This is a genomic window from Desulfosarcina cetonica JCM 12296, assembly GCF_001311845.1.
Lineage (GTDB): Bacteria > Desulfobacterota > Desulfobacteria > Desulfobacterales > Desulfosarcinaceae > Desulfosarcina > Desulfosarcina cetonica.
Genome location: NZ_BBCC01000170.1, coordinates 1 through 13,138, shown reverse-complemented (window position 1 = coordinate 13,138; position 13,138 = coordinate 1). Strand labels below are relative to the sequence as shown.

Below are 13,138 nucleotides of genomic sequence, written 5' to 3'. Positions count from 1 at the left end.
TGAAGGATGGATCAAATAAGGCAAGCTATTACCTGCCTTATTTGATCTATCAATAAAAGCAAAAAATGAGGCGTTCAATCAGTAGAACTATTGGAATGCTACACTCGGTTGTCTGATAGATACTATTTTTTCAAAGGACCGGAAAATGAAAGACGGGAAGGAAGTATTTGATCTTAAAGATCGCGTGGTTTTGGTCACCGGCGGGTCGGGTGGCTTGGGGCGGGGCTTTTGTGAGATCCTGGCCGCTTTTGGTGCTGACATTGCGCTGACTGCAGATAAGAATGTGAAAGGTGCTCAAGAAACGGCTGAAATGGTAAAACGCCTTGACCGAAAGGCGGTGGCGATCCAAGCCGATGTGTCCTCTCCTGAGGACGTAGAGCGGATGATACAAAAGACGTTAGACGAGTTTGGAAGAATTGACATCCTTGTCAACAACGCCGCCATCAATTCCGGGCCTTCCAAAATCGCCGACATGCGAATTGAAGATTGGGATAAAGTACTGAAGGTTAATTTGAGAGGTGCTTTTTTATGTACCCGTGCAGTGCTTCCCCACATGTTATCTCAGGGATCCGGGAATATCATTAATATTGCTTCGGTTAAGGGTTTGAGAACCTTCCGCGAGATAGGTGAGGAGATGCCAATCCCTAATTATAGCGTGTCAAAGGCGGGAATGATCATGCTCACCAAGGAAACAGCAGTTCAGTATGCCAGAGAAGGAATCAGGGCAAATTGTATCGCGCCTGGATGGCATCGGGGAACGCAGCTCAGCGACCGTTGGCGCGCAGGTTCATGGGATAAAGAAAAATACGAGAGATACGAGGGGGGTATTCTTCGGGCGACCGCAATGGGAAGAAGGGGTGACCCCGATGAATTAAAGGGCTTAATCGTCTTTTTGGCATCGGATGCTTCCAGCTATATAACCGGACAGGTGCTGACTTCAGATGGTGGCATCTGTGTGTAAAGGAGAAGAAGTGGACGAGAAAAAAATAACTTTTGTGGATCAGACCTTCCGTGATGCGCAACAGAGCCTCTGGGGATTTACCATGAGGACCGATCATATCACTCCCATTGCAGAAGTTATGGATCAAGTAGGGTTCAAAAGCATCGGCACCGTCGGTGGCCATGGGATGACGGTGCAAACCCGTATTCTTGGTGAAGATCCCTGGGAGAGGATCCGTTTGCTGTCAAAAATGATGCCGAACACGCCGCTGGAAACCTCATTTATGATCGCAAGTCTGGCCTCTTTCGATATTGATACGCCTCGCAGCATCATCGAGCTCTGGATAAAACGATGCGTTGCAAACGGCATACGAAGCTTTTGGAACTGTGACTACCAGACAGACATGGAGACGGTTCGGTACTTTTCGGAGATAGCCAAAAATGAGGGTGCCAAGAACGTAGGCGGACTGATGTATACCTTCAGTCCGGCTCATGACAGCGAACACTGGCACGCAAGACCCGAATGATCGCTGAAATGAAAGATCTCGTTGACAGTATTAGAATAGAGGATGCAGGCGGTGTCCTCACACCGCAAAGGACTAGAGAGCTTCTGAAAGCGGTCCTCGAAAACTGTGACGGTATCCCCATAGAGTTCCACTCTCACTGCAATATGGGGCTTGCCCCGCTTTGTTACCTGGAAGCCATAAAGGCCGGGGTTACTATTTTACATACAGCCGTGGGCCCCCTTGGCAATGGTACGTCTTTACCGACAACAGAATCAATTTTACGTAACGCCAAAAGGATGGGCTACACGTCAGATATCGACGAAGACGCCCTGGCGGAGGTATCTGCCCATTTTTACAAAATTGCAGAAGAGGAAGGTCTTCCCGTTGGTGTGCCCATGGAATACGACATGTATTATTTCGAGCACCAGGTGCCTGGTGGCATGATGACCAACCTAAAGCGACAGTTATCCGAGATAGGGAAGGGTGAACTTTTAGACCAGGTGCTTGAAGAGATCATCCGGGTCCGGGAAGAATTCGGGTATCCCGTCATGGCCACCCCCTATTCACAGATGGTGGGGGCACAGGCCGTAGAAAACATTTTATCCGGTGAGCGCTATAAAAATTCAGCTGATGAGGCCATCAAGTATATTCTTGGATTCTATGGAGAAGCCGCGGGGCCCATCGACCAGAATGTAAAGGACAAAATAATGGCATTGCCGCGGGCGCAGGAATTGGCCGACTGGCAACCTCAAGGAAGATTTAAATCGTTGGACGCGCTTCGTGAGGAGTTCGGCAACGATTTATCAGATGACAACCTTATCCTAAGGGCGATGGTGCCGGGACTATCTTTTAAAAACGGCAAAATGAAAAAGCCGATCAACAAACCCATTGGCAACAGGACCCAAAAACCGGTTTCAACAGACAACCACTTGCCACAGGAGTTTTCGGTGGATGTGGATGGAGAGGTCTTTAGTGTCAAAATTACACCGGTGATGAACGGGAATGGCGACGTTTCTGCAAGTGTTCAGGCCGATAACGCAAAGCAGACGAAAGAAGTGCCTGAAGGCGGAGTGGTCGCCGGCATGTCCGGTCTTCTTTTATCCTATAAAGTAAAAGTCGGAGATAATGTCGATACGGGCGATACGCTTGCCACGATTGAGGCGATGAAAATGATGAGGCAACTCAACAGTCCACACAGCGGTGTCGTGAAAGAGATTCTCGCTATTGAAGGAGAAACGATTGAATCTCACGATGTTTTAATGGTGGTGAAATGATAAAGAAAATTCTTATAGCCAATCGAGGTGAGATAGCGGTCCGTATTATGCGAGCATGCAGGGAAATGGGCATTCGATCAGTGGCCATCTACTCCGAGGCGGACAAGGAGGCGCTATTTGCCAAATACGCCGATGAGGCATATTTGATCGGTCCATCGCCGGCTAGCCAGAGCTATCTCAATATGGAAAAGATAATTCAAACAGCCAAGGAATGTGGCGCCGATGCGATTCATCCAGGGTATGGGTTCCTCGCCGAAAACCCCGTGTTTGCGATAGCGTGTGAGAAAGCAAATATCAAGTTTATTGGCCCAACGAGCAAGATCCTGTCGCTCATGGGGGACAAAGTAACCGCACGTCGGGAGATGGTAAAAGCCGGCATTCCCGTGGTTCCCGGAACGGACGTTTGCGTAACCGATTATGACCAGGCCAGATCAATCGTTGAAGAGATCGGCTATCCAGTCATCATCAAGCCCTCCGGCGGTGGTGGAGGGATCGGCATGACAGTTGTGTCTCAGGAACAGGAATTGGAAAAAGCGCTTGAATCAACAAAGGTCATCGCCTCTACAACATTTGGTGTCGGGGATGTTTATATCGAAAAATACTTGGTCAACCCGCGCCATATCGAGTTTCAGATTTTAGCGGATTCCCACGGGAATGCGATTCATTTGGGAGAGCGCGAATGTTCGATCCAGCGAAGGCATCAAAAATTGCTTGAAGAATCACCTTCTCCGGCAGTGACCGATGAAACGCGCTCAACATTTGGACAATTAGTTGCAAACGCTGCCAGCATGATTGGCTACGAAGGCGCGGGAACAATGGAATTTCTCTTTAAGGATGAGAAATTCTACTTTCTTGAAATGAATACAAGAGTTCAAGTGGAGCATCCGGTAACCGAAATGGTGACCGGTGTAGATATCGTAAAAGAAGGAATACGCATCGCTTCCGGCTGTCAGTTGAGTATCCAGCAAAATGACATCAGAATCAATGGCAGCGCTATCGAGTGCCGGATAAATGCCGAAGATCCATTGAATGATTTTGTTCCCACCCCGGGAAAAATCAAACACTACCACCCGCCGGGGGGAAATGGAATCCGGGTAGACAGCGGTGTTTATCCTAATTTTGCGATACCCCCGTTTTACGACTCGATGATATCGAAACTCATCGTGTGGGATAAAACCCGCGCAGATGCAATTGATAGGATGAAAAGGGCCTTGTATGAGTATATTATTACCGGAGTAAAAACCAATATGCCCTTTCATCAAGCATTGATGGAAAACCAGCGCTTCATCGAGGGACGTTTGGGAACCCATTTTATTGAAACCGAAAAATCCCTAAAACAGGACATGCGTGATTTCATAGAAACAGAAATATCATTAATGACCAAACTGCCGATTTCATCCAGCGAAAACAAAAAAATAGCAGCCATTGCGGCAGTATCATCCGTAATGAGAAAAAAAGTGGCTTGAGAATTATTTTTTCTCAATTACATGCTTTTTAAATGACCGTTTGATTTCTTTTTAAGCTCTTTGCGCAGTCGCTTTCCATCCCCTCCAAGGGACTATTGAGATCGTCGTAAGGCCTTATTTTAACGCAATATAACCCGTTTTATGAGAATAGCAATCGTTTGATTGGTCAGTCCGGTTTTGGATGTTGCCGATGCCAAACAAAGAAACTTTTTTGTCTTTTCATGAATGATTTTAATTTTTTGAATTATGATAATTTTTTATCTTGATAAAACGAAAGCACGTTGAAGGAGTAAAAATGTATGAAAAAGAAAATTGTACTGATTGCCACGTTAGATACAAAAGGTAAAGAATCTCTCTATTTAAAAAACATTATCGAAAAAGAACACCAACTCATCTCGGTCGACATGGGAACGGGTGCCCGTGGTAGTCTGGTCTATCCGCCTGAGTTTACGAATGAAGACGTCGTCACCGCCGCAGGCAGCAATATGGACGAAATTCGATCTCTCGGAGACACCGGCCAGGAAAACAAAATCATGGATATCATGACTGAAGGCACAACAACCATATGTCACGAGTTATATGGTTCGGGGAGGATGGATGGCATCATATCCGTGGGTGGGACCATGGGTACAAATCTTGGGGCAAAAGTGATGCGTGCCCTCCCATTCGGTCTCCCGAAAGTCATGCTATCCACTGTCGCATCAGGCGATGTGCGACAATATGTCGGGACAAAAGATATCGTTATGATCCCATCTATCGCAGACATTGCCGGGCTCAATAGAATTACCGAGACGACGCTTACATATACTGCCGGAGCTATTATGGGAATGGTTGGCGTAGACAAAGTAAAAAGTTCCGATCGCCCAGTAATTGGTATAACGACCCTCGGTGGAACCACCAATTGCGCCTTAGAGGCAAAGAAGCTGTTGGAGGAAAAGAATTTCGAAGTGGTAATTTTTCATGCCAATGGTATGGGCGGAAAAGCAATGGAAGAAATGATTGAAGAGGGAATCATCCAAGGTGTCTTGGATATTTCGACCAACGAGATAGTGGATCATATGTATCAGGGATGGAGTGATGCAGGGCCGACAAGATTGCTAGCGGCTGGGAAAAAAGGCATCCCCCAAGTGATTGCCCCTGGGAATATTGACCATATCATCTATTCATCCTTGGACAAAATTCCAGCACAATTTAAGGATCAGTATGTTCATATCCATGCACCAGGAATAAACGTCCTGAGAACGAAAGAGAAAGAAATGGTTGAGGTGGCAGAATTCATGGCGGATAGGATAAAACAGGCAAAAGGAAAAACAGCAATCATTTTTCCGACAAAAGGTCTATCGATACTCGACCAGGTGGATAAAGAGTTTGATGACATAGAAGCTAACTTTGCTTGGTTCAATACAATAAAGGGCCTGTTAAATGGCGGAATGGCAATAAGAGAGATAGATGTCCATGTGACAGAAACCGCATTTGGTGTTGCGGCGGCTGATATGCTTTACGAGATGATGCAAAATTAAAAGTTTAGAAGAAAGGCAACTGTCCAGCCCTGCTGGAAAGGAGATGAAGTGAATCAAGAATATACGCCTAATGTAATGGGAGAATTAATTGCAGATAGAGCAAAAAAATTAGGAGAGAAAGTATTTCTGCGCTATAAAGATGAAAGTTACACCTATAACGAAATAAACCAACTATCTAACCGCTATGCGAACGCTTTCATAAAACAAGGGATCGAAAAAAATAATAAGGTCAGCTTCATGCTGCCAAACTGCCCTGAACTTTTATTGTTGTGGTTTGGAGCGGCAAAAATCGGTGCTGTAGAGGTACCGGTCAACACATCCTACAAAGGAGAATTCCTATATCATATCGTAGACCAGTCAGATTCGAGGATATTAGCAATTATCCCGGAATATATCGAACGCGTAATAATGATCCAGGATCGTCTGAAGAAGGTTGAAAAGCTATTGATTATAGGCGATTTTAACGCTGATAAACTGAAAGGACTAAAAATTCCAGTACTCTCATTAGCTGAGTTTATAGATGCTCCCGATATCACGCCTGACATAAAGATTTACCCTTCCGATCCTCATGCCATCATCTATACTTCCGGAACGACCGGTCTTTCGAAAGGGGCGTTAGCCCCCCATAAGTTCTGGATTGTATGCGCTCAAAAAATGTTGGAATACAGAGAAGGTACAAAAGACGATATTTTTTATACTTTCATGCCACTTTATCATTTCAACGCCCAATGTCTGACAACTGTGACGGCCCTGATTGCCGGAGCGGAAATGATCCTGGCTGATAAATTTAGCGCCTCTCGCTTCTGGGATGACATTAGAAAATACGGCGCCACTCAATTCAACTATTTGGGAGCGGTTATTCCGATTCTGATAAAACAACCTGAAAAGGAAAATGACAGAGATAATCCTGTTCGCATTGCATTGGGCGGAGGGTGCCCCCAGAATGTAATGGAAATTGCAGAAGAAAGATTTGGGATAAAGTGTTTGGAAGGCTATGGAATGAGCGAAATCGGAATTCCTATTCACATAAGGGCTAATGACAGGAGGCCTGGTTCTTGTGGAAAAGCTCTGGATATTTACGAAATAAAAATTGTCGATGAAGACGACAATGAAGTCGAAAACGGAGAGCCCGGAGAAATTATATTCCGTCCCAAAGAGCCGTTTACGATGATGCTTGAGTACTACAATATGCCTGATAAAACATTGGAAGCCTATCGCAACCTGTGGTTTCATACGGGCGATTTGGCAAAGAAAGATGAAGAGGGGTTCTATTATTTTGTTGATAGAAAAAAAGATTCTCTCAGACGGAGAGGCGAAAATATCTCATCCTTTGAAGTAGAGAAAGCTATCAACACACATCCTTCAGTCTTGGAATCTGCAGCGGTTGCGGTTGCATCTGAACTTGCAGAAGATGAGGTGAAGATTTGCATCGTTTTACAACCTGATTGCACCCTAAGTGCTGAGGATTTGATATACTATGCGAATGAAAGAATGCCATATTTCGCTGTTCCACGTTATGTAGAATTTATGGAAAGCCTGCCGAAAACACCAACCGAAAGGATCCAAAAATATGTACTAAGGCAGGCGGGTGTCAATGAAAATACTTGGGATAGAGAGGAAGCCGGTATTAAAGTAACCAGATAACAATAGAAGGGGGAGGAACTATGTATGTAAGAATGGTTTTTTTCAAGGCAAAGGCTGGCTCAAGCGATGAAATACGTAATTTGTATTTGGAAGAAGTGATCCCAAGCCACAAAACGAGGAAAGGAATCCGGTTCGTTCATCTGTTAGAGAATGTCGATAATAATGATGAAGGGATTTCAATTACCGCCTGGGACACAAAAGGAGATCTTGACATTTATGAAAAGAGTGGGGATTACCAAAAAGCAATCGATAAATTTAAGGACTATTTCGAAGAGGAGATTAAAGTAAAGTCGTTTGAGGTCGTGGCAAGTTCGGATCCTGTAATTTTGCGCTTGTTTTGAAAGATGCGACAAAAAATAAAGAAATTAAGCGGTGACGTTTATTCAGCAACAAAAATAAGGGCAAATGTCCGGTATTTTACCTTACATTTGCCCTTTATTTGACATTCGGGCACATGGGTCTTCAAAACCTACTGTATGAAGGACATACGATCGAATCTTAATATTATAATGGAGGGTTCGTAAAATGAGTGACCGGAAAAAAACAGTCCTAATCCTCGGCACCTGCGATACAAAAGGAGAAGAAGTCTTATATATGAAGAATGTCGTGGAATCACAAGATGTTAAAAGTATCGTTCTTGATTTGGGGCTTACGGAGGACTCCAAAATTATTAAAGTCGATATAACGAGACAGCAGCTTGCCGAGGCGGCAGGTGTGTCGCTGGATGAGCTTCTATGCAAGGCTAAAAAGGGACGATATGAGGTTTCGGTCGAAAAATTGGCGTCAGGTTCAAAAAGCATCATTCGCAAGCTTTATGAAAATGGCGAAATCGATGGTGTTTTGGCAATTGGCGGAACCATGGGGTCAACCATCGGGCTGACGGCACTGAGGACATTGCCGGTTGGCTTTCCCAAAGTACTGATCTCCACAGTGGCGATTTCGGATTACCTTCACCCCGATTTTGTGAAGACCGACATTATACTTGTTCAGCCGATTTCTGATTTTTTCGGTGTGAATCAATGGAACAAGAGAGATCTTAAACGGGCAGCCCTGAGTATATGTACAGTCGTTAAGGAAGAGGCTCCCATGGAGGAGGGAAGATGGATCGGTATGACCGCCAATGGATGGTCTGCCCGCTGTGCCAAGGTTTTAAGGAAACATCTGGTTGATCATGGATACAAAGTTGCTATGGCCCATGCCGTAAGCATGCAAAGTGGTATTTTGGAGCGATTGATTCGGCAAGGTGTCATCAAGGGAATGTTGGATCTTTGTCATTTTGAAATCCTCCATGAGGTCGTCGGTGCGCCTTGCCATTCCAAGGATAGATTGGCGGCTTCAGCTGAAATGGGAATCCCCCTGATATTAACCCCCAACACAATGGGCGTCTTTACGATGAAGACTTCTGAAATGCATTTATACCAAGAGAAAGGACATTTCGCGATAGAACATAATGAAATGGTTGGAACCGCTCAACCAACAACTGAACAAATGGAAAAGACGGCAGAAATCGTCTGCTCACGCTTAAACAAGTCCAACGGCAAGGTCGCTTACCTTGTACCAAGAAGAGGCTTTTTTCCCTATGATCAGGAAGGAAAAATGTACTACCACCCTGAAGGGAGAGCCGCTTATATCAGTGTTTTAGAAAGAAATTTAAAGTCCGAAATCAATCTTGAAGTTTTAGACTGCCACTATGACGATAAACAATTTGAGGAACGGCTTTGTGAATTAAGTCTTGAATATTTTGCTGAAATTTAGCACCCCGATGTATTTATTCTCAATTGTTCGTTACCTATGGAACTATTCTACATAAACTTCTTTTCCACTAAAAAGACAATGCATTCTGCACATGTCTGGATACGACCAACCACGTTACTCGGTTCATTATCGTTAGTCGTATAAAATTAAAGATTTTATGAATGCCATAAAAAGAATTATGGATAATTTTGTACAAAAAATGAACTAAATTCATAAATTTGTCGAGTTTACTATAAACAAACACGGTATATCCGCCCTTTAAACGAATATTGAACTATCAAACCCGAACGACGCGAGTCAAACATCAAGAGTAATTTGAATTTCGAAAAAGCCCCCCTATACGGGGGCTTAACAACAACTACGGTTTAAGCTTTATTCGAAAAAGAGCAGAAAATTATGAAAAAAAGTATTCGGTTTTTAAATTTGATCGCACTTTGTATCGGCTTCCTACTAAACAGCAATGTACCATCTTTGGCCGCGACGAGCGGATCCCATTATCCCTTTGGCGGAGAGGGAGTGCTTGCCGCAACGGTGCCCCCACCGGGATTTCACTACCGAATCTACAACACCTGGTATAACCCCACCACCATGAAGGACAATAATGGCGATAAGTCGGATATCGACCTGGACGTCTTCTCCATGGTGCATCGCTTTGTACACGTCACCGAAAGAAAGATCCTGGGAGCAAACTACTTTTACAATCTGATCGTGCCCCTGGTGGACAAGGACCTCACCCTGGGGCCCTATACGGACAGCCAGAGCCTGGCCTTAGGCGACACGGTTTTCGAGTTTTTCGGTCTGGCCTGGCACCAGCCGCGCTGGGATGCGGCCTTTGCCCTGGCGGTCATCGCCCCCACGGGAGAGTACGATTCCGCAAAGCTCGCCTCTCCCGGCCTCGTCTACTGGTCGGGGATGCTGACCCTGGGAGGCACCATTTATCTGGACGCCCAGCGATCCTGGTCCTTGAGCGCCCTGACACGTACCCTGGTGCATACCAAGCAGGATGAAACCGAGGTGACCCCCGGCTCCGAGTTTGTCGTCGAGTATGGCCTGGGCAAGGAGATCCCTCAACGACAAATTCTCCATCCGGCCGGGGATTGCCGGTTGCGCCTATTGGCAGATCGAGGATGACAGCGACGACGGCCCCGGGACGCTGGCTGATGAGCGCAAACGGGCCTATGCCCTGGGTGCGGAGATCAACTTCTGGCGGCCACCGTCCCTGTTCCAGGTCAATCTCAGGGCACTGCGAGAATTCCGTGCCAAAAACACCTGTTACCGGTCCGCCAATCTGACGTAACACAAAGGGAGGACCGTTTTTGAGCGGACACTGATCTTATGATCTTCAAAATGACCGAAGAAGAGAAAAAAATCTTTGGGTTGGCCTGCCCTCACCTTCAAGTGATGAGCAACGAGCTGCACACCAGGGAAGTCGTCCACTTTTGCCTTCAACTGCTGCAAATTGTTGGTGGAGATCGGCATATTGTGATTCCTGCAGCGATCTTGCATGACACAGGGTGGGCCAAGCTACCCGGAAACGTCTCCCGAAAGATAAGGGTCCCGGATGGCGACCCTGAGGCCATCAAAGTTCATGAAGAAATCAGCGCACTGATTGCCGAACTGATTTTAAGAGATGTAAATTACCAAAGGGCGTATATTGACGAAATCGTAGCCATCATCATCGGCCATGATAGCCGAAAAGAGGCTATTTCGCTGAATGACAAAATCCTCAAGGATGGAGACAAGCTCTCACGCTTCTCAAAGGACTATTCAAAAATTTGGCCACACTGGGGAGATGGGTCGGTTGCCGAAAACATCTATGCAGAATTGTCCAATGGCCTGCGAAACTGGTTTTTTTTACCGGATTCCATAAAGATTGCGGGTATCGAACTGGGCCATCGCATGCAGGAAGATCGCAGTCAATGTCGTTGAGTTAAGTCTATAGGTCAACACACTGCTGAGACGCCGTATGGAAAGAACGGAAGTAAACTTGGCTGCCATCATGAAGGCGGTGGGCTTCCGGATTTTCCGGCGCAACCCGCCGGGCAGTTTGCAGTCGTTGACTGCAACATACTGGCGCATGGAAGGTTCCATCAACCGGCCAGATCAACGGAGGAATATAGATGCTTTTACGAGCACCACTGCACAAAAAATGAACGATGTTCAAAAAATTGTTGGGTTTTTATAAACAAACGCGATATATTTACCTTTGGATGCTGAATTCAATCCGACGCATTGTTGTTTGAATAATAAAGGATTTACAGAATTGGTTCCCTATCTCCCTTATTCCAGGCTAAAGGTCTTCTATTACGTTGCACGGCATGGTAATTATAGCCAGGCTGCAGATGCGCTTTTTATCACAAAAGGGGCGATTAGTCAGCAATTAAAGGATCTTGAGTCGCGATTAGAATGCATACTGTTTGACAAATCCGGTGGAAAATCCGTCCTTACCCCGAACGGAGAAAATTTATACAATCTTGTCGCGCCCATCGTAGAGCGGTGCGAGTCTTTGGGGCTGGAATTTAAACATCAATCTGGCAAGTTGACCGGCAAAATTAAGATTGCCTCATTTACGGGGATGCTGCTTTACGTCCTGCCTGATTATGTCAAAAAATTCAAGGAACTTTATCCTGAATGTGAAATTATCCTTTTTAATGTATCGGGCAAAGAAATCCGTTCCATGGTGTTGTCTGGGGAAGCTGATTTCGGTATCGGTTCTCTTTACTATCTTCCTTATGAAATTTTGGGTAAGGCACAATGGACTTACGACAGGTATCTAATTGCTCCTTTAGGCCATAAACTTTCAAAAAAGAAGAACATCACGTTTCAACATATGGCGCAATATCCCATTATAATGCCGGACATAGGTGGGGTGGGTGGTGAATACCTTAAAAAATCGCTAAAAGAATACAATCCCAATCTGAACATAACAATGGAGGCTGTCAGTTGGGAAGTCGTTATGAAATATGTAGAATTAGGGTACGGTATTTCTATGGTTCCTGAGATAATTCTACAGCCTGATTCAAGAAAGCGACTCTGCGTCAAGAATCTATCAGAATCAGATCCAAAGGCAATGCGTTCCAAGTATGGCATCATCGTAAAAAGGGGAAAGTACCATACGCCTGCTGCGAGAAAGATGATTAAGTTTTTATCTCCGGAATTCAAAGAAGAAATATAACATCAAAATTCAGGTTTTTAATTTTCTTCCACAGTGGGTTTTAAAACCTATTTTTATCTTCATCAATTTACTTCCTAAAAGTCTTCCGTGTAAGATTCCGCCTCTTCTAACAGCATAGCCGATGCCTGACATGGGAAAATTTGCCCTTTGCCGTTTGATCATTTTTCACGGCTTGTCCTGCCTCTAAGGGCCGCTTTGAAACAGCACATCCACGGCATTGCGCACGAACTGCTCGTCGGAGATATTCTCCAGGGCCTCGGGCGGAAAGGCTGTTTTGGTCTGCAGATGGCCGGCAATGTCCTTAAACAGGGCGACCCTGGCGTCAGCGTCCAGTTCGTCGCGCCGCATCAGCGCCTGCATGGCCAGGGCGGCCTCGCCGGGAACGGTGTGCTGGCGCAGCCGGGCCACCAGATGGGGGTAGGCCCGCAAGGAGTTGTAGCGCATGGGATCCAGAAAATCCTCGGGGATTTGCAATATCGCCTTTGTTTCCCGGATCACCACGGTGTTGGCGGCGATGTCGCCCAAACGCTGGCTGTGACGGCTGATCAACGCCGCCACACCGCCCACCAGGTAGCAAAGGGGCAGGCTGTCCACCGCCCGCAACAGGTTACGGATGGCGATCTGGCCGAACCTGAGTTCCAGCCCCTGCAAATCCATCACCCGCAGACCCAACAGGCGTTTGCCCACGGTCTGACCGTGCCAGAACCATTCCAAGGCCATGGCATAGCCCATGTTCAGTATAAAAAAGAACAGAATCAAGGCGGCATGGGAAAAATCCGGGCTGAGCACCCCCAACAGGGTCAGGAAAACGCCGGCGATCCGGGCCGTGGCCGCGATGCACAGGCGTCCACGATCCAGG

14 protein-coding genes are annotated in these 13,138 nt (G+C 46.0%); 13 read left to right on the top strand and 1 reads right to left on the bottom strand.

Annotated elements, in window-relative coordinates:
- Positions 1–145: 145 nt before the first annotated feature.
- The 13 genes from JCM12296_RS26620 to JCM12296_RS26565 all read left to right on the top strand — a co-directional run bounded on the left by JCM12296_RS26620 (position 146) and on the right by JCM12296_RS26565 (position 12,279).
- Positions 146–961: an SDR family NAD(P)-dependent oxidoreductase gene (locus tag JCM12296_RS26620; protein ID WP_054699543.1), complete on the top strand. Its 816-nt coding sequence runs from the start codon at positions 146–148 to the stop codon at positions 959–961.
- 10 nt (positions 962–971) lie between these two features.
- A complete protein-coding gene (locus tag JCM12296_RS26615; RefSeq protein WP_054699541.1) occupies positions 972–1,466 on the top strand; it encodes a beta/alpha barrel domain-containing protein in 495 nt (164 codons plus the stop codon).
- Entirely contained in the window at positions 1,463–2,719 is a 1,257-nt protein-coding gene (locus tag JCM12296_RS26610) for a biotin/lipoyl-containing protein (protein ID WP_054699539.1), read from the top strand. The genes JCM12296_RS26615 and JCM12296_RS26610 overlap by 4 nt, the downstream gene beginning before the upstream one ends.
- Entirely contained in the window at positions 2,716–4,185 is a 1,470-nt protein-coding gene (locus JCM12296_RS26605; protein WP_054699536.1) for an acetyl-CoA carboxylase biotin carboxylase subunit, read from the top strand. The genes JCM12296_RS26610 and JCM12296_RS26605 overlap by 4 nt, the downstream gene beginning before the upstream one ends.
- A 299-nt stretch (positions 4,186–4,484) precedes the next feature.
- Positions 4,485–5,705 (top strand): Tm-1-like ATP-binding domain-containing protein, encoded by a 1,221-nt coding sequence (locus tag JCM12296_RS26600; RefSeq protein ID WP_054699534.1) that lies wholly within the window; start codon positions 4,485–4,487, stop codon positions 5,703–5,705.
- Positions 5,706–5,753: 48 nt separating this feature from the next.
- Entirely contained in the window at positions 5,754–7,349 is a 1,596-nt protein-coding gene (locus JCM12296_RS26595; protein WP_157067919.1) for an AMP-binding protein, read from the top strand.
- 20 nt (positions 7,350–7,369) lie between these two features.
- Positions 7,370–7,690, top strand: a complete 321-nt coding sequence (locus JCM12296_RS26590) for an antibiotic biosynthesis monooxygenase family protein (RefSeq protein WP_054699529.1) — start codon at positions 7,370–7,372, stop codon at positions 7,688–7,690.
- A 184-nt stretch (positions 7,691–7,874) separates the two neighbouring features.
- Complete coding sequence (locus JCM12296_RS26585) at positions 7,875–9,104, top strand: Tm-1-like ATP-binding domain-containing protein (protein WP_054699528.1); 1,230 nt, start codon at positions 7,875–7,877, stop codon at positions 9,102–9,104.
- A gap of 516 nt (positions 9,105–9,620) precedes the next feature.
- Positions 9,621–10,235 carry a SphA family protein gene (locus JCM12296_RS26580; RefSeq protein ID WP_213182839.1) on the top strand — a complete coding sequence of 205 codons (615 nt, stop codon included), beginning with the start codon at positions 9,621–9,623 and terminating at the stop codon, positions 10,233–10,235.
- Positions 10,150–10,401, top strand: a complete 252-nt coding sequence (locus JCM12296_RS42570) for a transporter (RefSeq protein ID WP_213182840.1) — start codon at positions 10,150–10,152, stop codon at positions 10,399–10,401. Before JCM12296_RS26580 ends, JCM12296_RS42570 begins: the two co-directional genes overlap by 86 nt.
- A gap of 50 nt (positions 10,402–10,451) precedes the next feature.
- Entirely contained in the window at positions 10,452–11,033 is a 582-nt protein-coding gene (locus tag JCM12296_RS26575; protein ID WP_172684121.1) for an HD domain-containing protein, read from the top strand.
- A 58-nt stretch (positions 11,034–11,091) separates the two neighbouring features.
- Positions 11,092–11,289, top strand: a complete 198-nt coding sequence (locus JCM12296_RS26570; protein ID WP_054699524.1) for a hypothetical protein — start codon at positions 11,092–11,094, stop codon at positions 11,287–11,289.
- Positions 11,290–11,310: 21 nt separating this feature from the next.
- Positions 11,311–12,279, top strand: a complete 969-nt coding sequence (locus JCM12296_RS26565; RefSeq protein ID WP_083456548.1) for a LysR family transcriptional regulator — start codon at positions 11,311–11,313, stop codon at positions 12,277–12,279.
- A gap of 183 nt (positions 12,280–12,462) precedes the next feature.
- Here the strand turns inward: JCM12296_RS26565 and JCM12296_RS26560 are convergent.
- Positions 12,463–13,138 (bottom strand): RDD family protein (locus JCM12296_RS26560; protein WP_054699521.1); only part of this gene is annotated, 676 nt, incomplete at its 5' end.